Here is a 21,144-nt window from a genome sequence, read left to right on the forward strand (position 1 = left end):
TTGCTACGGCGCGCACGTCTGCCTGCTGGCAAGACGGCGGCTAATAGAAGAGAGCGCGGACGTCCTGCCGGTCAGGCAGCGAAACTATTCGAAGATCGACAACTACTGGAGTCCAAGGCATTAGCCCCTTTTGTAAAGACGCCCGGATTTTAGGCGCGCGCACAAACGGAAGTCAACATGATTCGCCAGGCAGAGCAAAGATAGGTTGAAGTCCCGTACATATGTCTTTCAGATGTACCGAAACAGCGTACATAAGCCTTTCATCTTCCCGCTGCCGCTACAACGCCGCGCGCCATTACACAATCTTTGCAGCTACCCCGTCCGGTTTTGCGGGTTCTTGACGCGGCATGTGCTGAAATACAAGCATCATGATGGACTCGTTAGAGCATTCGGAGTTCTAAGTGTAGGGAGCGTTATTGCCGGTGAACAGGGCGGTGACGTCGTACGGGCCGCACTTCGGCGCGGCTGCCGACAGTCGAGGCTGGAAAATGACAAATGACGAGATCAAGGCGTTGATCGTGGAGATCCGGCGCTATGCGGCGCATCGTCTCAGCGACGTCGCCCGAGGCGTAGAAACGCCGGCGCTGGCGGCATTGATGGTCGAGAAATTCGGCGAGGGAATCGCGAAAGCCACCCAACTGCTCGGGGTGGAAGGCTGCAGTGAACTCGGTCGGGAAATCGACCGGCTGGTGCGTGAAGTGGATCCGCATTATCCGACGCATCTTCAGTACCGCTTCGAAGCACGCCCAGCAGGTCTCGCCATCAACGGCGCGGCGCACTGAGGCGAAGCAGCAAGGCGTGCCGCCCGCTGGCGATGCGCCCGACAGTATGGGGAATCGTATGGCGTTCAAACAATCCAGGGGAAACATGACCGTAGAGGCCTGCGTGTTTCCCGCTCCGGGACAGATGTTCAAAGGCGCGCTTCGCGTGACCACTACGCGTAACGAAAAGACGCTGCAACAGATCACTGGACGTGGCTGTGGCCGGCCGATGCGCAGCTCCGATGCTGCGCTCGAGCTGGCGGAACTCGAAGCCCGGCGCATTCTCGGCCTCTGAGACAGGCGGCATGATATTCCGACCTTTTTTCCGGTCGCGTTCGCACGCGCTGAGCGCGACGGGAAAAGCGGTTGGGCCATGCCGAGAAATTTTTACGCGAGCTTAACGCCAATTCGTGTAGCCTGAGATCAGGCAATTGAAACGAGGCGCGACATGGCGCACCCAATGACAAGCCTGCGGGCTCTTCTCGGAACAGGCAAGAGCCGGGTACAACCCCGATCCCACGCCCCCGCGGGCCGCAACGTGATGATGCACGTCACGCTCGACGCACAACACGCCACACCTTTACGCCAGGCGCTGACCCGCGACTGCGGCGACCAGCCTTGGACCATCCGGGTTGCGCCACTGCCCGGAACGGGCCGCGTGCGGCTCTCTCTCTATCTGCCCAAGACCGCAGTCGATGGCGCGATCCAGCGTGTGGCCGTTCTGGCGCCCACGGCGGAATTGGGTCAACTGTTCGAAGTCCCCGATACGGTTACCGATAGCTGGCGTGGCTTGATGCACGCCGAGACCCCGCCACGTATCAACGTGTCCAGCGAGTCTGAAGTGGAGGTGTCGCAGGAGGATGAGAATGCCGTTGCAGGTAGCGCAATCGCACAACTGATGTCGCGGGATCACGTGCTGCTCGGTCTGGACGTCGCGGACCGGCAAGCTCTGTTCGACGAACTCGGCCGCTTTTTCCAGCAACGCTATGGGTTGCCGGCGGACGCTGTGACCGCTGGCCTTGCCGCGCGAGAAGCGATGGGCTCGACGGGACTGGGTCAGGGCGTGGCGGTTCCGCATGGCCAGATCAAGGGTCTGCGCGAGGCGATGGTGCTGTACGTCAGGCCGGCCACGCCGATCGCCTTCGATGCGCCGGACGGAAAACCGGTTGGCGATATCGTGGTGCTGCTCGTGCCGAAATGGGCCAATACCGCGCATTTGCGTCTGCTGGCGGAAGTGGCGGAGCGATTTTGCGACCAGCAGTTCCGTGAACAGCTTCATGCCTGCGAAGATGAGCATGCCGTCTGCCAGCTGTTTGTCGAGTACGAGGCGGCTTGAGCTTGATTGAGCCTGGTTGACGGGAAACGACAAGGGCCGCGCTTTTAGAAAGCGCGGCCCTTGTCTATTGAGCCGGTTAGTAACACTAATCAGCCTGGCGAGCCCGTTTTGTGAGTCAACTCATCGAGTCGACTCACCGAGTCGGCTTAGTGAGCCGCTCCAGCAAACTCCGCGCGCAAATCCTGCAAAGCTTCGCGAGCAGTACCCAGGCTCGCCACCAGTTGCGCGGAGGCTCGCGTGATCGGCATGCGCGTCTCGTCCGTCATGGGGTGATCGAACGCCAGCATGGCCTTGATCGCAGACGGGTTGGGCGCGGAGAACAGCAGCTTGATGACCGGCAGCAGGCTCGTGAAGAGCGTTTGCGCTTCTGCTACATGGTCCGATTCGACGAGCGCCTGCACTTCGATCAGCAGATCGGCGCAGACATGCGCACTGGCGAGAATCCCACCCGCGCCGCCGGAACGCAGGCAGTCGAGGAACGCATCGTCCGTGCCGCAGAGTAGACTGATGGGCGCGCTACGCAGTTTGTCGAAGTGATCTTTTACGCACTCCTTGATCGCCACGACGTTGTCCAGTTCGGTCAGGCGCGCGACCGTCTCAGGCGCGATGGCGACGCCGCTTCGATGCGGTACGTCGTACAGCACGATCGAGCGGTCGGTTGCGAGCGCAATCTGTTCGAAGTGCCATTGCACGCCGGCCTGATCGGGACAGATATACGAAGGGGGTGAGACCAGATAGCCGCTGCAGTCCCAATGTTCATAGCGGCGTAGCTCGCGGATCACTTCGCGTGTGTCCGACCCGCCGACGCCGACCAGTACCGGCAGGCGGCTGCCAACTGCGTCGGTGATAGCCTGCAGCACCGTGACGCGTTCGGTCTCGGACAGCAGCGCGGCTTCGCCGGTTGTGCCCAGCGCCACCATGCCGCTGATCTCGGTGCGCGAGTAGTACTCCGCCAGATGCTGTAGCGCGTCGATGTCGACCTCGCCGTTGCGCATCGGCGTAACGAGCGGCAACCAGATGCCTGAATACATGATTAGCGCGCCTCCTTGCTGGCGTTGCGGCGCCTGAGCGGTCCGATCATCGCGTAGGGCAGCGAGGTAATCAATGCGTGCATCGTGAAGTCGAGGTCGTCTGGAGCAATATCGAGGTCGAGGTGAACATGGTCGTGCACGACCTCGGTGCTGACCACATACACGCCTAGCGGCGAGTGCAATAGCGACTTGAGTTGTGCGCGGGCGTCGCGCTCGGAGTCGCCGAGCAGCGTCACCGGCAACAGTACGCGTGGCGAAGGAAAGGGGATGACGTTGTGGTGTGAGGCGGGTTGCGCGCGGTGAGTTCCGGCGTCGTAGACCTGGAGTGTTTGCGGAAGTGCCATGAGATCAGATTCGCTGCTGTGGTTGTTCAACACAGTGACTAGAGTAGACCCCGCGGTGTAAACATCGCGCAAAAATCCGATCGCTTGATGGAAAAATGCGGTGGTGGCTGGCGCGTTGGGATCGTGCTTTCAGTGCTGAGTTTCTGCGAAGCGTTGAGTTCCGCGAGCGCAATTCCGCCATGCCAGCCATTAGCCACATCATTGCAGAACACCCCCATCCAGACAAACCCTGATTGCTGCATGGAATTGGCCGCTGCTATCGTTCGCAGGTCTTGTGGAAGCGCTTCCACCCAGCTTCCACCCAACCGGTTTCAGCGGTTCTGCGTAACGAATTGCATGGGATTAGAGTAGCGCGCTCGAGCGCAGGCTCTGGTCGATAAAGGAGAATCTGTGGCAAACGACGTATCCGCGCTGTCCCAGGACCTGAACGGTGATCCGTTCTCGCCATCGGCCGATTCGGTGCTCTGGCGCAAGCAGTTCCTGCTCGGCGCGGCTACCGCGTCGTATCAGATCGAGGGAGCCGTTCATGAAGACGGGCGTCTGCCGTCGATCTGGGACACCTTCTCAGCCACTCCAGGCAAAGTGCTGGCCGGCGATACAGGCGAGGTGGCCTGCGATCACTATCATCGCTGGGAAGCCGATTTCGACCTTCTGAGCTCGCTCAATTTCGAGGCCTATCGTCTCTCGATTGCATGGCCGCGCATCATGGACGAACACGGCAAACCGAACCAGAAGGGCCTCGACTTCTACAAGCGCCTGCTCGGCCGTCTCAAGGAGAAGGGCCTCAAGACCTTTGTCACGCTGTACCACTGGGACTTGCCGCAGCATCTGGAAGATCGCGGTGGCTGGCTCAACCGCGACACCGCTTACCGCTTCGCCGACTACGCAGACCTGATGAGCCGCGAACTCGCGGGCCAGGTCGATGCATGGATGACCCTCAACGAGCCGTGGTGCTCGGCATATCTCGGCTACGGTAACGGTCATCATGCGCCGGGTCTGTCGAATGCGCGCTTTGCCACCCAGGCCATGCATCATCTGCTGCTTGCACACGGCTTGGCGATTCCGGTGTTGCGCGCCAATGATCCGGCGTCGCTGAAAGGGATCGTCGCCAACGTGGGCAGAGGCACCGCAAATTCGGAAAGTGGCGCTGATCGCCGCGCCGCGCATCTGTTCGAAGTTCAGCACAATGCGTGGATTCTCGACCCGCTATTGAAGGGCGCGTATCCGGACGATCTGTTCGAACTCTGGCCGGGTACCGAGCCGCTGGTGCTCGACGGCGATCTGAAGACTATTTCCGCACCGCTCGACTTCCTGGGTATCAACTACTACTTCCGCACCAACGTGAAGAGCGACGGCGCGCATGGCTTTACCGAGGTCCCGCTGGAAGGTGTCGAGCGCACGCAGATGGGCTGGGAGGTGCACCCTGATGGGCTGCGCGATCTCCTGATCGGTTTTAACAAGAACTACGCGAACCTGCCGCCGATCTATATCACTGAGAACGGTATGGCTTCAGATGACCAGGTGATCGAGGGCCGCGTCGACGATCTGCAACGGATCTCGTTCCTCAAGCGCCACCTTGCAGCGGTGGACAGCGCGGTCAAGGCTGGTGTCGATATTCGGGGTTATTTCGTCTGGTCGCTGATGGACAATTTCGAATGGGCCTTCGGTTATGAACGGCGCTTTGGCGTGGTGCACGTCGACTACGATACGCAAAAGCGCACCATCAAACACAGTGCCGAGCTGATCGCAAAGTTCCTGGCAGAACGTAAGGCACGCAACTGAGTCACTCAACTGAGGCACGTAACTGAACAAGCTGAGCTGGTTTGTATGTCGACCGGAAACAAAAAGGCGCAAAGCCTCAAGGAGACGGAATGAACTGCAGAAGGAAACTCTTGAGCGGCATTGCCTTGGCCCTCGCTCTCAATGGCGTGGTTGCCCATGCCGATCCGTTGAAGGCCAACGTGATCCACTGGTGGACCTCGGGCGGCGAATCTGCCGCGATCAAGCAGTTCGCGGATGCGTACAACAAGGCCGGTGGCCTGTGGGTCGATAACGCGGTGGCCGGTGCCGATCAGGCACGCTCCACGGCCATCAACCGGATCGTAGGCGGCGATCCACCCACAGCAGCGCAGTTCAATACGTCCAAGCAGTTTCATGACCTGATCGATCAGGGCATGCTCAACAATGTCGACACGGTAGCCGCCAAGGAAAACTGGAACGCCATTTTCCCGCAGTCGATTCTCGAGTCTATCAAGGTCAACGGGCACTTCTATGCCGCGCCCGTCGACATTCATATGCAGGACTGGTTCTTCTATTCGAAGCCTGCGTTCAAGAAGGCGGGCATTGCAGCGGAGCCGCAGACCTTCGATGAACTGTTCACCGATCTCGACAAGCTGAAAGCCGCCGGCTACATTCCGCTCGCGCTGGGCGGCCAGGCATGGCAGGAAAAAATCACCTTCGATGCGGTGTTTGCCGATGTCGGCGGCACGGACCTCTATATGAAGGTCTATCGCGACCGCGACCAGAATGCGGTGAATTCGGCTGCGTTCAAGAATGTGCTGACCACCTTCAAGCGCCTGCACAACTACGTGGATCCGGGTTCGCCCGGCCGCAACTGGAATGACGCGACGGCGTTGGTGATTTCCGGCAAGGCGGGCATGCAGATCATGGGCGACTGGGCAAAGGGCGAGTTCTCTGCGGCCAACCAGGTGGCGGGCAAGGATTTCGGCTGCTTCCCGGGTTTTGGTCCGCATTCGCCGTATATGGTGGCGGGCGACGTCTTCGTATTCCCGAAGACAGACAACGCCAACGCGATCAAGGCGCAGAACCTGCTCGCGACTGTCATGACTTCTCCTGAGGCGCAGGTGGCCTTTAGCGCGAAGAAAGGCTCGATCCCGATCCGTCCGGACGTGGATACCTCGAGCCTCGATATCTGCGCGAAAGAGGGCATTGCGATCATGAAGGACAAGTCGCGCCAGTTGCCGAATCCGGAAATGCTGATTTCGCCGGACGTGCAGGGTGCGCTGACCGACGTCATCACCAACTTCTGGAACAAGAACGAGTCGGCTGAAGATGCGCAAAAGGCGTTTGCCAGCGCGCTGAAGAGCTGAGCACCGCGATGCGCGCACTCGGCCTGGCCTCGGCATCTCGACGACCGGCGAGGCGGTCGAAGCCGCTTGGGCGGCGCTGGCCGCTCGCCGCCTGGATTGCGCTGTTGCCGATGGTGGTGACGGTCGTTTTTGCCTACCTTGGCACGATGCTATGGACGGCTAAGGTATCGTTTACCTTGTCGCGCACGTTTCCTTCCGATCGCTTCGCCGGGGTGTCGCAATACGTGCGGCTGTTTCAGAACGATCGCTGGATGGTGTCGCTGCAGCACATCGTGATCTATGGCGTGTTGTTTATCATCGCGTGCATGGTGATCGGTTTGCTGCTGGCGATCTTTATCGATCAGAGAGTGGTGGCAGAGGGCGCATTGCGTACGGTATTTCTGTATCCGTATGCGATGTCGTTTGTCGCCACCGGTCTCGTCTGGCAGTGGATTCTCAATCCCCAACTGGGCATACAGGAGGTATTGCATCGCATCGGCTTTGCGCACGCACGCTTCGACTGGATCGTCGATCAGGACTGGGTGATCTATACGCTCGTGATCGCCACGGTCTGGCAGGCCTCCGGGCTCGTAATGGCGTTGTTGCTGGCCGGCCTGCGCGGCATCGACGACGAGATCTGGAAGGCGGCACGCATCGACGGCATTCCACGCTGGCGGGTCTATGCGAGTATCGTGGTGCCGATGCTCAAGACCTCGATGTCCACCGCATTCGTGCTGCTGTTCGTGATGGTGGTGAAGCTATACGACGCAGTGGTAGCGATGACCCTGGGCGGCCCTGGCACGGCGAGCGAAGTGCCGGCCAAGTTCATCATGGATTACCTGTTTGGCCGCGCCAATATCGGACTTGCCTCCGCGGCGTCGGTCGTATTGTTGACCACCGTGCTGGCAATTCTCGCGCCGTTCTTCTATGTGCGCAGTCGCGCCGCCTTCCGAAAGGACGTCTGATGAATACGCTCCCTTCCGGTGTATCTTCAGTTGGCAAACCCGCAATCGCAACTACGCCCAAACCTCGGCCGAAACGTCACTCGCGCTTCACGCCCGCGCGTTTCGGCATTTACGCATTCCTGATTACCGCGGCCTTGTTCTTCCTGTTGCCGCTATATGTGATGCTCGTCACCTCGGTCAAGCCGATGAGCGAGATCCGCGTAGGCAACATTCTGGCGCTGCCGCTGCATTTCACGCTCGCGCCGTGGCGTGATGCGTGGGCATCGGCCTGCACGGGCCTCGACTGTAACGGGATTCAGGTCGGTTTCTGGAACTCCGTGCGCATTGTGGTGCCCAGCACCATTCTCTCTATCGCGATCGGCGCGGTGAATGGCTATGCGCTGTCGTTCTGGCGGCCACGCGGCGCAGGGATCCTGTTCGCCGTTCTGCTGATGGGTGCCTTTATCCCCGTGCAGGTGATGGTCTATCCGCTTGTGCGCGTGCTGGCGAGCGTGCACCTGTTCAGTTCGCTGCCAGGCATCGTGGTGATCCATACAATCTTCGGTATGCCGATCATGACGCTGCTGTTTCGCAACTACTACGCATCGATCCCGCTTGAACTGTTCAAGGCGGCCCGTGTCGACGGCGGCGGTTTCTGGCGCATCTTCCTGCAGTTGATGTTGCCGATGTCCACGCCGATCATCGTGGTTGCGGTGATCATGCAGGTCACCGGCATCTGGAACGACTTCATTCTCGGGCTGGTGTTCGCGGGAACCAGGAACCTGCCGATGACAGTGCAGCTGAACAACATCATCAATACCACTACGGGCGAGCGTCTCTACAACGTCAACATGGCGGCGACCATCCTCACTTCGATGGTGCCGCTCGCGATCTACTTCATTTCGGGCCGCTGGTTTGTGCGCGGCATCGCTTCGGGCGCAGTCAAAGGGTAGGCCAAGGGATAGGGGCATGACCAACGTATCGAATGTATCGGTTCGCAATCTGCGCATCGAGCTGGGCGCGAACACGGTCATCGAGTCGCTCGATCTCGATGTGAATGCCGGCGAATTCGTCGTGCTGCTCGGGCCGTCGGGCTGCGGCAAGTCCACCTTGCTGCATAGCATTGCAGGCCTGATCGATGTCACCGACGGCAGCATCGAAATAGGCGGCGAGGATATGACCTGGGCCGATCCAAAAGATCGCCGCATCTCGCTGGTGTTCCAGTCGTATGCGCTGTATCCGACCATGAGCGTCGAACGCAATCTGTCGTTTGCGCTGCGTATCAACGGCACGCCGAAGGCGGAGATCGAACGGCGCGTGACGCGTGCTTCCGAGATGTTGCAACTCGGGCCGCTGCTCAAACGCAAGCCGGCACAACTGTCCGGCGGCCAGCGTCAACGCGTGGCGATTGGCCGCGCAATCGTACGCGAAGCGGATGTGTTCCTGTTCGACGAGCCGCTCTCGAATCTCGACGCCAAGCTGCGCACCGAGTTGCGCCGCGAATTGAAACAGCTGCATCAACGGCTCGGCGCGACGATGATCTACGTCACGCACGACCAGGTGGAAGCGATGACGCTCGCTACCCGCATGGCGGTGATGCGGGGCGGCGTGATCCAGCAGATCGGCACGCCTGCCGAAGTCTATGCGCGGCCGGATAATCTGTTCGTGGCGGGCTTTCTCGGCGCACCCGCGATGAATATGCTGCAAGGACGGCTGGAGCGGCGCGAGGAGGGCATGCGCTTTCGCACAGACCATCTCGACCTCGACGTGTCGCGCTATCCGTTCAAGGCGCTCCCCGATACGACGCGGCCCTGCGTGCTGGGCGTGCGCCCCGAGGATGTGCGCGTCGGCGGCGACTTTACAGATCGCGGCACCGTTTCGCTGATCGAACCGATGGGCAACCACCGGGTTATTTGGCTCGATTATCATGGCGTCCAGATCGCGTCGATCGATCAGGACAAAGCGCCCATCGAGGTAGGGGAGGCGCGCGCCTTTTCGCTCGACAGCGCACATATTTCGCTGTTCGACGAGGCTGGTGGCGCCCGTCTGTGAACGGCACGGTTTGATGGAGCGCGTGTGGCAACCCTGAAAGACGTGGCGGAGTTAGCCGGAGTCGGCATGTCGACGGCATCGCGGGTGATTTCCGGCAAAGGACCGGTCTCGGCCGACGCCGAGCGCCGCGTCAGGGCCGCCATCGAGGCGCTGAATTTCCGGCCATCCTCGATCGGCCGCGCCATGGCGACGCAGTCGCTCGGCATGATCGGCCTGTTCGTGCCGACTTTCTTCGGTTCGTACTACGGCACGATCCTCAAACAGACCGATACCGAGTTGCGCGCGGTGCACCGGCACGTCGTCGTAGCGACCGGTTGCGGCGAGTCGTCGCCGCGCGAGCAGGCGCTCGAAGCAGTGGAGTTTCTGATTGGCCGCGACTGCGATGGCGTGATCGTGATCAGCCATGACCTGCATGACGACGACCTCAACCGTCTGCATCGCATGCACCCGAAGATGGTGTTTCTCAATCGCTCTTTCGGTCAGCTGCCGGAGGCGTCGTTCTGCGCGGATCATAGGCGCGGCGGCGAACTGGCCGCACGCACCTTGCTCGAGCATGGGCATCGCGAGCTTGCGGTGATCTCGGGGCCCTTTAGTGCTTCGGACAATCAGGCGCGTGTGGACGGTTTCTTTGCGGAACTGGCGCGCCACGGCATCGAACGGGCGGACGTGACCTTGATCGAATCGGACTTCTCGCCGGAGGGCGGCTATGCAGCCGCGCAAACGCTGCTCGACTCGAAGCGGTCCTTTACCGCGGTGTTCTGCGCCAACGACACCATGGCAATCAGCGTATTGGCGCGCTTTCAGCAGGCAGGTGTTTCGGTGCCGAACGACGTCTCCGTGATCGGCTACGACGACGACTACTCGGCAGCGTATGCAGCGCCCGCGCTGACGTCAGTGCATATTCCGACTGCGGACCTGACGCAGAACGCGGTACGCTGGCTGGTGAATCAATGCTATGGAACCTCGTGGGAAATCTTCCGCGAGTTTCCCGTGACGGTGACGATGCGCGCCTCGGTGGGCGCGCCACGGCAGCGCGTGGTGGCCCGGTAGGTGCGCTTAGCTGCCCTCGCGCAGCGATTGCTCATGGCGCACGCGAGCTTCTTCCTCGAGACGCGTGTCTTCGAGTTCCTGCAGCACCGCGTCGAGGTCGACCGGCGTGGTGTCGAGTTCGACACGCCCGGTCAATTGCACCTCAGGGTGCAGGCCGCCGCCTTCGAATAGCGCCCAGATCTCCTTGCCGTACTTCGCCGTTAGCAGATGAGGCGCGAAGCGGCCAAAGTATGTCGCGAGGTTGTCCACGTCGCGCTCGAGCATGGCGGGCGCTTCGAGATTGCCGGCGGCGTCGACGGCCTGCGGCAGGTCGATGATCACCGGGCCGTCCGCGGCGAGCAGGATGTTGTACTCGGACAGGTCGCCGTGAATCACACCGGCGCATAGCATACGCACCACTTCGTTGAGCAGCCGCGTGTGCAGTTCGACCGCACGCGTTTCGCTCATCTCCACATCGTTCAGACGCGGCGCGACGTTGCCGTCTTCGTCGGTCACCAGTTCCATCAACAGGACGCCGTCTGTGCAGATATACGGCTGCGGCACGCGCACGCCGGCGTTGGCTAAACGGAACAGCGCGTCGACCTCGGCGTTCTGCCAGTGCTGTTCCTGCACTTCGCGGCCGTAACGGCTGCCTTTTTCAATGGCGCGCGCTTCACGGCTGTTCTTGACCTTGCGGCCCTCGCGATACGAGGCGGCCTGGCGGAAACTGCGCTGTTTTGCGTCCTTGTAGACCTTCGCGCAACGGGTCGAATCGCCACTGCGTACGACGTAGACGGTGGCTTCCTTGCCGCTCATCAACTGGCTGATGACTTCGTCGATCAGGCCTTCTTCAACGAGCGGGAGCAGGCGTTTGGGTGTTTTCATGCGGCCACCGCCTGCACTGTGCACGGGACGGCAACGGCGGCGCGACGGAGGACGGCGGGGCGGGTAAGCATGGCCGCCTGTGAAAAGGGGGCTTGGAGCGGAGATAAAGTCATGCCCGATTATAAGGTGTACCGGGCAATCGGCAGAATTCATGGGGCATAACGACGTTTGACTGGGGTTGCGTGGCTGTTCGTCCGAGACATCTTGCGCATTGCCTGGTGGGTCTGTCTGGCTGCTATTCGAGTGCCAAGTCATGGCTTTCGGCACCGTAAGATTCGTAGGCGTCCTGTTGGTGGCGGTAAAGAGAGCTTTCGGCCGCGTCAGGTAGAGGGCGTGTGCCAAATGTGGGCCGAATGTTGCCTGGACCCCTTGTTTTGCGGGGTTTACCTGATTTAAAAGCACGGTCGATCCTTTACACTCGCGGAAAATTATTTGTTACGGGGTGAAAGATGCTGGTCACTTTCCTCATTGCATGTCCGCTCCTGATCGCGGCACTGTTCGGCTTTGCCAGGATCGTCGACCCGCGTACCGGGCAGCTCAGGCGCTAGCCGGGACTGGCCGCTGTCTTGATGGATTGGCAATCGAGTCTTGCGTTGAAGTGCCCACTCGCGGCACGATGCGGGATTGCCACCTGATTAAGACCCCATTCCTGCATGCAAGAGACCCCAGAAAAACTGGCCAGGCGCTTTGGCCTGCTAAAAGGCATCCTCCCTCTTGATCGTGCGTCTGCGTTGCGCGACGCTTTTGCCGGCATCACGCTGGCGTCGATGGATATTCCCCAGGTACTCGGGTACGCGCGCATCGCCGGCATGCCGGCTGTGACTGGCCTCTATACCGTGTTCCTGCCGCTGGTGGCATTCGCGTTCTTCGGCGCGTCACGGCACCTTGTGGTTGCTGCAGACTCGGCGACTGCGACCATTTTCTCCAGTCAGCTCTCCACCATGGCGCCGCTCGCGAGCGCCCAATACGTTGCACTGGCCGGCATGGTTGCGTTGCTGACTGCCGTGCTGTTGCTGGTGGCCCGGATCTTTAAACTCGGCTTTCTCGCCGACTTTCTGTCGCGTACCGTACTGGTCGGCTTTCTCGCGGGCGTAGGCGTGCAGGTGGGCATCGCGATGCTGGGCGATATGCTCGGCATCGCCTTCACGTCGTCGCACAGCACGGCCCAGTTAGCGCAGATCGCGAGTCATCTGGGGCAGGTCAGCTTTCCGACCCTCGCGGTTTCAGCAGGCGTGGTCGTCTGCATTCTGTTGGCAAAGCGCTTCTCGCCGCGTTTGCCGGTGCCTTTGCTGGCGGTGGTGGGTGGCATCGCCGCCAGCGACCTCTACGACTTCGCCGGACACGGGATTTCGATTCTCGGCCCAGTCGCTGGTGGTCTTCCGCCGTTCCGGCTGCCGGTTGCGAGCTGGCACCAGATGGTCGAACTGCTGCCGGTGGCGGCCTCCTGCTTCGTGATGATCGTCGCCCAGAGCGCGGCCGCCGGGCGCGTGTTTGCGCAGCGCTATCATGAGGAAGTCGATCTGAATGCCGACATTCTCGGGCTGGCGGTGGCCAATACCGTGGCTGCTTTTTCCGGCGCATTCGTGGTGAACGGCAGCCCGACCCAGACCGCCATGGCCGAGCGTGCCGGCACGCGCAGTCAGTTCGGACAACTGGCGTTTGCGGGCGTGGTCGTCGTGGTGCTGCTGTTTTTCAGCCGGTATCTGCAATATCTGCCGCACTGCATCCTCGCCAGCATCGTGTTCACGATTGCGATCGGGCTCATCAATGTGCAAAGCCTGAGGGCGATCCGCCGCGAAACGCCAGGGGAGTTCACGCTGGCCGTGATCACGGCGCTTGCTGTGGTGGTGCTCGGTGTCGAGCATGGGATTCTGTTGGCGGTCGTGCTTTCGTTGCTGCGACACGTGCGGCACAGCTACAGGCCGCATACGATGATGCTGGCACCCGGTGCCGGTGGACGCTGGCAACCGGTGCCGGCGAGGCCAGGCACGCAGACCGCACCGGGGTTGATCGTCTATCGCTTCGGTGCGGACCTGTTCTATGCCAACGACCATTTCTTCGTCGAAGATGTGCGCGCGCTGATCGGCCAGGCACCGAGCAAGGTGCGCTGGTTCGTCGTGGACGCGAGTGCGATCACAGACCTCGATTATTCGGCAGCACGCTCATTGAACGATCTGCTTGACCTCCTGAAGCAGCAGAATGTCGAGGTGGTGTTCGCGCGCGTGAACCGCTATCTGCGCTCGGACATGGACCGGCATGGCATTACGGAAGCGGTCAAGGCATCGTGCGTCTTCAGCACGATGCATGAGGCACTGGCTGCGGTGGGCGTGACGCCACAGGTGTCGACGCCGGGAGTGATATAGCGCTGGTTCGGGTTTGGCCGCAGCGTGTGTTTGACGTCGGTTCTCGATGTGCGAGCGCTACTTCGAGAATTCGTCGGGTACTTCGGTGACGCGCCGCTGCGAAATGTGGTTCATCCATTCCGTGTCGCTCACGTTGTCGCGACGCGCTGGCGGCGGTGCGAGTGTTTCATGGCTCGCACGCGCATCCGTTGGCATCGTGATGGTGGCATATTCATCGTGGCCCAGTCTTGCGGGCGCGAATGGCGAGTAGTTGCCGGCTGCCGATGCCCGCGCCAACGACCGGTGCGTGTGGCTTGCATGGGCGAGTCGGTGTGACGTGCCCGACGATACTGCGTGACCAGCATGTTGCCTGTTTTTCACTGCCCGCGTAGCGGATGTATGAGCGATATGCCGTCGTGCGTGTTTCGTTTCGCGCAAGCCGTGACGTGTGTGGTCTGTTTCTTCCGGGCGCGGTTGCGAAGCCGTTGGTACGAGTTTTTGTGCGATGGCCTGGCTGGTGTCGCCATGTCGTGGTACTTGCAGGGGTGCGGATATGCGACTGCCTTTCGCGAGCCCGGGTTGCGGCATCGCTGCAGTGTCCCGTTTCGCATGTTGATGCGACAGATACGCGATACCGATGCACGCCAGAATCGCTACACCGCCGATCGCGCACAAGCTGGCTGCGCGTGTGGCGGAACGGTTTGCAAACGACTGCTGCACCGCGGGCAGGTCCGGCGCCACGCGTACCGCAGACGAGGCCGCTGGCACACGCTCATCAAGCGCCGTCACGCAGAGCTGCCCTGACGCGGCCGGGGCGGCAGACGGCTGCCCAGGCCGCGTCGATGCCCAGTGACACATTGACCAGATGGTCTCTTCGCGTAGACAGAAGGTTCGCAGCAATGCCCTCAGACCGGCACGCAAGCCGCCTTCCGGAACAAGCAAAGTCCATTCGCCGCCGAAGGGCAGCGGCAGATGACCCGCTGCACCCAGACGCGGCTGGCCGATGCTGCCTTCGACCCAGACGAAAGGGGTGATCGTCGACATGGTCTTGAGTTAAGTCGCATTCCTTTAAAAAAGACGCCCGCAACGTGCGGGCGTTTCATCGGCCACGACCGAGAGATGGTCGTAACGTGCGGGGAACCATCAAGGAATGCTAACGGACTGTGTGACAAGTCTAGTTCAAATTTTCACGGCTGGCTGGAAAAAGAGTCGATAAAAGATAAATTTATTCGGACGAAGATTTTAAAAGTCTTGTTTACGTTTACGACTTTCTTTCATATTCATTTGGCGGAGAGGCTTGCGTGGCGTGGCGTTTCGTCGAATGAAAATATTGATTAAATTAATTCGGTTGTCGAAACCGGAAAAAATGGTTAGTAAAACTTATTTATATTTAATCGCTTCCCTGCGCATAAAAAATTGAGTATCGTGGACTTTCTTTCCGGTGCTGTCTGTCACCAGGAACGTTCCCCCGGGAGATCTTCAATGAAAGTCGCATCGCACGCTACCACGGTCTTTAGATCCGTCATTACAAGTGGTGCCCAATTCGAAGAATACGTCAACGCGATCGGCCGACCGCGCTTTGCCATCAGTTGCGGAGGCGACGATCCAGGCGGGGCCCGGGCCGAGCTCGATGAATGGGTGTTTGCGGATGACGTCGAATGCCTGATGCGGGAGTTCCTGGATTGGGACGCACGCGGCATTCGCATGGAGTTCGATCAACCGGTCACCGGGTATGCAGACGCTGTCGCAAGCTGGACCGTCGTCGGCCTGCCGCCCCACTTCAACGATGCGACATCGAACCTCAATAGCGGGTTGCTAGGCGTGATGTGCAAAGCGATGGGTGCAGAGGGCGCGCGGCGGGCATTCCTCGAATCGGTGTTCAACGACGCGTGGACCTATGATTTCGTGGCGTTGCGCGCGAATCGCTACGACAGCTTTATCGAGGAATGGAAGTCGGATGACGACAAGAACGCCAGGCCCGAACACTATCGGGCGCAGAAGCATTTCGGCGTGGTCGTAGATGCCGGTGGGCTCGGCGTTGGCAGCCGGCCGCTGCAGTACTGGGTGTTTATCGGTGTGGCCAGCGGTAGTTTGACGGCGCAACAACTTGGAGATGCCGGACTGAGCTGGGAGGAACTGATCGGTCAGGCGTGTGTGATCAACGGACTGGGCGAGGTGGAGCGGATCGGCAACCACCGCGTGATCTAGCGATCGACTCAGGTGACGGAGGCGCACGAGGGACGAGCCGTCCGCGTTGCGCTCCCTGCCTGCATGTCCGGCCATGTTCTCGCGATCCAGATGGGCTAGTCCTGATCGTCAGTCTCTTCATATGCCGGTTCGAAGAACCGGCTACGGGCCGCCAGAATACAGGCGCCAGCAAGCACAACACATAAAAACGCCACCGTATACGCAAGCGGCTTGCCATGCCACAGGCTGTCGAACCATTGATGAAACTCAGCCAACGCCACCTCGGCTGTGCCGCCGATGCGCTGCAGTTCGAGCAGATATTGCTGGTTGTTGGCGACGCCGTAGATCAGTTCTGCGCTGTCCCTGGCTGGGGCCGCGACATAAATGATGGCGGCACCGATCAGGCCCACCACAAGAATGACCGCACTTGCCACATAAAGACGAATCTGCAACGGCGTGTGCTGCTGCGCTGTGTTCTGCCCGTCCTGTGTTTGCCGACTGCTCATCTCATGTCCGTAGCGCTGCGCTCATGTGGCATCCGCCACAGTAGCGCAAGGCTAACACGCGTTGCACGCGCAGGCCGCGCTTCGTTCGTCTAGCTGCGCGAGGTCAGAAGTTTGACACCAGCCACGCTAAACACGACGGCGAGTGAGCCGTCTAGCCAGCGCCGGATCGAACCGTACACGCGGCGTGCGGTTTCAGTTGAAAACAGCACGGCGTAACTGCTGAATACAAACACGCCAATCGCCATGCAACCGAGTACGACGGGAGCCGTGCGGCCAGCGCCGCCTGCTGCAGGAACGGCGAGCGAGACAATCGACAGCCAGACCAGAATCGCCTTGGGGTTGGTGAGATGCAGCAACAGGCCGCGCACGTAGAGCCGTCGTGAAGATTCGGGCGCACGCGTAGTGCGGGTGATCGGCACCTGCGGCGTGAGGGCCGAGCGGGCCGATTTCCACGCGAGCCAGAGCAGGTACACACCGCCCACGACGCGGATTGCTACCAGCAGTTGCGAATAGGTGGCAAGGACCGCAGACAGGCCCAGCGACGCTAGCAGCGCCCACGAGAACGAACCCGACATGACGCCAAGCGCGAAGGCGAAAGCCGACTTGCGGCCTGAACCCATGGCGAGCGACATGATGGCGAGGTTGCTCGGGCCGGGGCTCGCGGTGCCGACAAAGTAGGCGGTGTAGGCGAGCAGGACATTGGCCGACAGGAAGGCGCTGGCAGTCATGGGACGGTTATCCAGGGATAGGTTCGCGGCGGCGACGCGGTGTGGCTAGCCTGGACGGATTAGTCCTCCACGTGGCCGGTCAGTATGCCTGGCTATTCTGCACGACGCCGCCGCTGTTCTCACAGATACAGTTGGGGCCAACGCGAGCAGCACAATCAGTCCGGGGCCATCACTGGCAAGCCGGCCGCGCTTGTCCCCTGTCTACCGGTTGACGAGCCGCGCGGGGATAAACGCCAGAATCAATACTGCGGACAGTGTCAGCGTACCGGCCACGACGAACAGTCCCGAAGACAACGTGTGGGTGAGCGTCTTCAGCCAGCCGATCACGGCCGGGCTGATGAACCCAGCGAGATTGCCGGTGCAGTTGATCAAGGCGATCCCCGCGGCGGCGCCGGTTCCGCCCAGAAATGCGGTGGGCAGCGCCCAGAACATCGGCAGCGCGGTCACCACGCCCGCTGCGGCGAGCGTGAGTCCGAGCATGGAGAGCGCGGAGCTATCGCCGTTCGTCGCGCAGATGCAGAAGCCGGTGGCAGCGATCAGCGCAGGCAGCACGATATGCCAGCGCCGCTCGCGGGTGCGGTCGGCATTGCGGCCAACCGCGATCATCGAGATCAGGGCAACGGAATAGGGAATCGTCGTCAGAAGGCCGATCGTGAGCGGGTCGCTGACGCCTGTGGCGCGAATGATAGTGGGTTGCCAGAAGCCCAGTGCGTACGAGCCCATCACGACGCCGAACAGGATCAGGCAGAGCAGCCAGACGCGCGCCGAGGTGAACACCGCGCGCACCGAACCATGCGTGCGGACGGCCGCGTCGGCGTCGATTTCGCTCTGGATCTGGCTCTTCTCGGCGGTGCTGAGCCATGTCGCATCCGCGACGCGATCGTCAAGGTAGCGAAGGATGACGACGCCAAGGACAATCGAAGGCAGCGCTTCGACAACGAAGAGCCATTGCCAGCCATCCAGTCCCCACGTGCCTTGCAACGCGTGCATCAGATAGCCAGACAACGGACCGCCTAGCAGCCCCGATACCGGATTGCCGGCCATCAGCAGCGCAACCATCTTGCCGCGGCGGTGCGACGGGAACCAGTAGGTCAGATAGAGCACCATGCCGGGGAAGAAGCCTGCTTCGGCCACGCCCAGAAAGAAGCGCACCACGTAGAATTCAAGCGGTGTGCTGACCCATGCGTTGGCCATCGACAGCAGCGCCCACGTGACCATGATGCGGGCAATCCAGCGTCTCGCGCCGAGCTTGTGCAGCAACAGATTGCTTGGCACTTCGAACAGAAAATAGCCAATGAAGAAGAGGCCGGCGCCGAGTCCATACGCTGCCTCGCTCAGATGCAGGCTGTTGAGCATCTGCAGCTTCGCAAAGCCGACGTTGACGCGGTCCAGATAAGCTACCACGTAGCCGATAAACAGCAGCGGCATGAAGCGGAAGGCGACGCGCCGGAACAGCAGATCGGCCGGGTCGGCCTCGAGCGCGGGGGAAAGCGAGGTACGGGTGAACAAAGCGTGTCTCCTGACCCGTCACGCGGGTTGTTTTAGTGAGCGTGCGGGCGAATTATTGTGTGGCGATGCGCCAATCTGCGCAGCGCCGTTAGCTGTCCGGCGCAGCGGTCTCCCGACTTCTAACGCTCGGCGAGCGAGGCCGCCCCAGGGATCTCAAAGCCGATCTGCGACAGCCCCGTCTGCAGATCGTGGCGCTGCCCGGCGTCGAGTTCGACGAGCGGCGGCCGCATCGCGGCCCATCCTTCGTCGCCCGATTGCCACGCAATCGCGGCCTTCATGGCGGCGATCATCGGAAAGCGCTGAAACACGGCGCGGGTGGTGTCGAGTCGTTGCTGTTGCTGCGGAGCGTCGGCGTCGCGCCAGTGGGAGGCGAGGTGTGCGATTGCCGTGGAATTGACGTTGCCGGTCGCCGTGATGCAGCCCGCGCCGCCGCCTTTCAGCGTGGCGAGCAGGAAGGTCTCGCTGCCGGCGAACACGTCGAAGCCTTCCGGCTGGAATTCGCTCAGCATGCCGGCGGTGTTGTTCCAGTCGCCCGAACTGTCCTTGATGCCCGCCACTACGCCCGGATAACGCTTGAGCAGGCGCTCGATCAGGCCGAAGCTGAGCCCCACCTGAGAGACCTGTGGGATGTGATACAGGTAGACCCGCAAGCGCGCATCGGCCACCGTATCGATCACCTGAGCGAAGCTGCGAAACAGGCCTTCGTCGCTTACGCCTTTGTAATAGAAGGGCGGCAGCATCAGCACGCCGGCGCAGCCGCTTTGCACTGCATGGCGCGTCAGTTCGATGGTGTCGGGCAGCGCGCACGCGCCGGTGCCCGGCATCATGCGCGCTGCCGGCAAGCCGGCGTCGAGCAGGGCGTCGAGCAACTGGCGCTTTTCCGGCACGCTGAGCGAGTTGGCTTCCGAGTTCGTGCCGAATGCGGCCAGCCCGAGGCCCTGACTGAGCAGCGCGCGGCAGTGTTTGACGAAGCGTCCCACCGAGGCTGAGCCGTCCGCGTTGAACGGTGTCAGGACCGGCGCCAGGACGCCACGCAGGCCTGCGCCATGCGAAGCCTGGCCCTGGGTGGCCGGCGGCGTTTGCGTGGCTGGCAGGACATCAGTGGGGATGCTCATGGGACGTGTCTCCTTCGGTTTCCGTTTGGCCGGGCCGCCTGGCCGGACCTCGTTTGTCTGGGCGCGATAGGCCCGTGGTGGGCCGGGCCGCGACAGGCTGGCTGTGGCACCCATGCCGGGCATTCAGGTGCCAATGCAGTATTGCGTGCCCGCAAACGACGAAGAAGAGTGGCGCGGTTGCTTCAAACGTTAATTATTTTTGTGTTTGCCTGCGTTTTCTCGTGTTCTGGCTTATGTGTTCGCCGTAAACGGCCGGATACGGGCCCCGGCGTGGCCTAAGCCTTGGGTTGGCTCGCGGCCGGCGCGCCCGGAGCTTCGAGCCCCAGATCCATCGCCGTCTGCAGGAACGCCTGTACCAGCCGCATGCGCGCCGACGAACGTCCCCACAGCAGCCCCACCACGCGTTTCGGGAACGCATGCGGCAGCGGCCATTTGGCGAGCGCCAGGCCGCCAAAACGGGTCATCAGCCAGTCCGGCACCAGCGACACGCCAAGGCCCCGGTCGACCATCACCGCAATCGCATCGAGCCCGTCCAGTTCGCAGCGCTGATGCGGCTTGATGCCATGCTGATGCAAGTAGCCGTCGGCGAGCTGACCGCCTACCACGTTGCGGTCGTAGCGCAGGAATGGCTGGCTGCGCAGTGCTTCGTGCACATCGCTCACCTGCATCGAAGCTGGCGTGAGCAACACCAGCGGTTCTTCACGAAACGTATGCCAGTCGCAGCTTTTGGGCAGATCGAAGAGCGGCTGAACCAGCACTGCGGCATCCAGATCGCCATTGACGACCTTGCGGTACAGATCGACCGAGGTGCCCGGCTCCAGATAGATATCCATCTGCGGATGCCGCGCGAGCAGTTTGCCGAGCACGTCAGGGATCAGGCTCGTCATCATGGTGGGCGTGCCGCCCAGGCGGAGTTCGCCGGCCAGCTCCGAAGCGTCGTTCAGATCCGACTTCAGATCGCGGATGTCGTGCAGGACGGCGCGCGCCCGCTCGAGAATGCGCTCGCCGGCTTCGGTCGTTCCGACCGTGCGTCCCGAGCGGCGCACGAGTTTGGCTCCCAGCTCTTCTTCGAGCATCTTGACGCGTTGCGCCACCGCGGCAGGCGTCAGATCGAGCCTGCGGGCGGCTTCCGCAATCGAGCCCAACTCGACCACGTAGACAAAGCTTTGCAGATAGCGCGAGTCCATCGAATAAAACTTTTATCTTTTGAAGAAGCCAAAGCATACTGTTTTTGATGCCTCACGGCTATCACACTGCGTTCATGCCAGATCCGCGCAACACGTGGA

Annotated in this window: 20 protein-coding genes; 11 read left to right on the forward strand and 9 right to left on the reverse strand. The window is 61.3% G+C overall.

The window, feature by feature from the left end:
- Positions 1 to 488: 488 nt before the first annotated feature.
- The 3 genes from BUS06_RS30895 to BUS06_RS37240 all read left to right on the forward strand — a co-directional run bounded on the left by BUS06_RS30895 (position 489) and on the right by BUS06_RS37240 (position 2,097).
- Positions 489 to 782, forward strand: a complete 294-nt coding sequence (locus BUS06_RS30895; protein WP_074269394.1) for a hypothetical protein — start codon at positions 489 to 491, stop codon at positions 780 to 782.
- Positions 783 to 867: 85 nt separating this feature from the next.
- A complete protein-coding gene (locus BUS06_RS30900; RefSeq protein WP_074268124.1) occupies positions 868 to 1,056 on the forward strand; it encodes a hypothetical protein in 189 nt (62 codons plus the stop codon).
- A gap of 165 nt (positions 1,057 to 1,221) precedes the next feature.
- Positions 1,222 to 2,097, forward strand: coding sequence for a PTS sugar transporter subunit IIA (locus BUS06_RS37240; RefSeq protein WP_254369009.1), 876 nt, complete (start codon positions 1,222 to 1,224; stop codon positions 2,095 to 2,097).
- A gap of 146 nt (positions 2,098 to 2,243) precedes the next feature.
- Here the strand turns inward: BUS06_RS37240 and BUS06_RS30910 are convergent, their stop codons facing one another.
- Positions 2,244 to 3,128 carry a 4-hydroxy-tetrahydrodipicolinate synthase family protein gene (locus BUS06_RS30910; RefSeq protein WP_074268125.1) on the reverse strand — a complete coding sequence of 295 codons (885 nt, stop codon included), beginning with the start codon at positions 3,126 to 3,128 and terminating at the stop codon, positions 2,244 to 2,246.
- 2 nt (positions 3,129 to 3,130) lie between these two features.
- Positions 3,131 to 3,472: a hypothetical protein gene (locus tag BUS06_RS30915; RefSeq protein WP_074268126.1), complete on the reverse strand. Its 342-nt coding sequence runs from the start codon at positions 3,470 to 3,472 to the stop codon at positions 3,131 to 3,133.
- Between the two features lie 390 nt (positions 3,473 to 3,862).
- On the opposite strand from BUS06_RS30915, the gene BUS06_RS30920 reads away from it, so the two are divergent.
- The 6 genes from BUS06_RS30920 (at position 3,863) to BUS06_RS30945 (ending at position 10,607) form a co-directional block, all read left to right on the forward strand.
- Entirely contained in the window at positions 3,863 to 5,254 is a 1,392-nt protein-coding gene (locus BUS06_RS30920; RefSeq protein ID WP_074268127.1) for a GH1 family beta-glucosidase, read from the forward strand.
- An 89-nt stretch (positions 5,255 to 5,343) separates the two neighbouring features.
- Complete coding sequence (locus tag BUS06_RS30925) at positions 5,344 to 6,582, forward strand: ABC transporter substrate-binding protein (RefSeq protein WP_074268128.1); 1,239 nt, start codon at positions 5,344 to 5,346, stop codon at positions 6,580 to 6,582.
- An 8-nt stretch (positions 6,583 to 6,590) separates the two neighbouring features.
- Positions 6,591 to 7,526 (forward strand): carbohydrate ABC transporter permease, encoded by a 936-nt coding sequence (locus BUS06_RS30930; RefSeq protein WP_074268129.1) that lies wholly within the window; start codon positions 6,591 to 6,593, stop codon positions 7,524 to 7,526.
- Complete coding sequence (locus tag BUS06_RS30935; protein WP_074268130.1) at positions 7,526 to 8,458, forward strand: carbohydrate ABC transporter permease; 933 nt, start codon at positions 7,526 to 7,528, stop codon at positions 8,456 to 8,458. Before BUS06_RS30930 ends, BUS06_RS30935 begins: the two co-directional genes overlap by 1 nt.
- Positions 8,459 to 8,474: 16 nt before the next feature.
- The gene (locus BUS06_RS30940) at positions 8,475 to 9,557 is read left to right on the forward strand and encodes an ABC transporter ATP-binding protein (protein WP_143787688.1); all 1,083 of its coding nucleotides are present in this window, start codon (positions 8,475 to 8,477) and stop codon (positions 9,555 to 9,557) included.
- A 24-nt stretch (positions 9,558 to 9,581) separates the two neighbouring features.
- Positions 9,582 to 10,607 (forward strand): LacI family DNA-binding transcriptional regulator, encoded by a 1,026-nt coding sequence (locus BUS06_RS30945; protein ID WP_074268132.1) that lies wholly within the window; start codon positions 9,582 to 9,584, stop codon positions 10,605 to 10,607.
- A 6-nt stretch (positions 10,608 to 10,613) separates the two neighbouring features.
- On the opposite strand, the gene BUS06_RS30950 is transcribed toward BUS06_RS30945, so the two are convergent.
- The gene (locus tag BUS06_RS30950; RefSeq protein WP_074268133.1) at positions 10,614 to 11,471 is read right to left on the reverse strand and encodes a PA4780 family RIO1-like protein kinase; all 858 of its coding nucleotides are present in this window, start codon (positions 11,469 to 11,471) and stop codon (positions 10,614 to 10,616) included.
- A 653-nt stretch (positions 11,472 to 12,124) separates the two neighbouring features.
- Between BUS06_RS30950 and BUS06_RS30955 the strand changes: the two genes are divergently transcribed.
- Positions 12,125 to 13,834 (forward strand): SulP family inorganic anion transporter, encoded by a 1,710-nt coding sequence (locus BUS06_RS30955; RefSeq protein ID WP_074268134.1) that lies wholly within the window; start codon positions 12,125 to 12,127, stop codon positions 13,832 to 13,834.
- A gap of 57 nt (positions 13,835 to 13,891) precedes the next feature.
- On the opposite strand, the gene BUS06_RS30960 is transcribed toward BUS06_RS30955, so the two are convergent.
- Positions 13,892 to 14,857, reverse strand: a complete 966-nt coding sequence (locus BUS06_RS30960; RefSeq protein WP_074268135.1) for a hypothetical protein — start codon at positions 14,855 to 14,857, stop codon at positions 13,892 to 13,894.
- A 438-nt stretch (positions 14,858 to 15,295) separates the two neighbouring features.
- On the opposite strand from BUS06_RS30960, the gene BUS06_RS30965 reads away from it, so the two are divergent.
- Positions 15,296 to 16,021, forward strand: coding sequence for a hypothetical protein (locus BUS06_RS30965; protein WP_074268136.1), 726 nt, complete (start codon positions 15,296 to 15,298; stop codon positions 16,019 to 16,021).
- Between the two features lie 95 nt (positions 16,022 to 16,116).
- Here the strand turns inward: BUS06_RS30965 and BUS06_RS30970 are convergent, their stop codons facing one another.
- The 5 genes from BUS06_RS30970 to BUS06_RS30990 all read right to left on the reverse strand — a co-directional run bounded on the left by BUS06_RS30970 (position 16,117) and on the right by BUS06_RS30990 (position 21,045).
- Positions 16,117 to 16,506, reverse strand: coding sequence for a hypothetical protein (locus BUS06_RS30970; protein ID WP_074268137.1), 390 nt, complete (start codon positions 16,504 to 16,506; stop codon positions 16,117 to 16,119).
- A gap of 89 nt (positions 16,507 to 16,595) precedes the next feature.
- Positions 16,596 to 17,234, reverse strand: coding sequence for a LysE family translocator (locus BUS06_RS30975; protein WP_074268138.1), 639 nt, complete (start codon positions 17,232 to 17,234; stop codon positions 16,596 to 16,598).
- A 201-nt stretch (positions 17,235 to 17,435) separates the two neighbouring features.
- Positions 17,436 to 18,743 (reverse strand): MFS transporter, encoded by a 1,308-nt coding sequence (locus tag BUS06_RS30980; RefSeq protein ID WP_074268139.1) that lies wholly within the window; start codon positions 18,741 to 18,743, stop codon positions 17,436 to 17,438.
- A 119-nt stretch (positions 18,744 to 18,862) separates the two neighbouring features.
- Positions 18,863 to 19,858, reverse strand: coding sequence for a dihydrodipicolinate synthase family protein (locus tag BUS06_RS30985; protein WP_083611690.1), 996 nt, complete (start codon positions 19,856 to 19,858; stop codon positions 18,863 to 18,865).
- Between the two features lie 275 nt (positions 19,859 to 20,133).
- Positions 20,134 to 21,045: a LysR family transcriptional regulator gene (locus BUS06_RS30990; protein ID WP_074268140.1), complete on the reverse strand. Its 912-nt coding sequence runs from the start codon at positions 21,043 to 21,045 to the stop codon at positions 20,134 to 20,136.
- Positions 21,046 to 21,144: the final 99 nt, after the last annotated feature.

The sequence above is a fragment of the Paraburkholderia phenazinium genome (assembly GCF_900141745.1).
Classification (GTDB): Bacteria; Pseudomonadota; Gammaproteobacteria; order Burkholderiales; family Burkholderiaceae; genus Paraburkholderia; species Paraburkholderia phenazinium_B.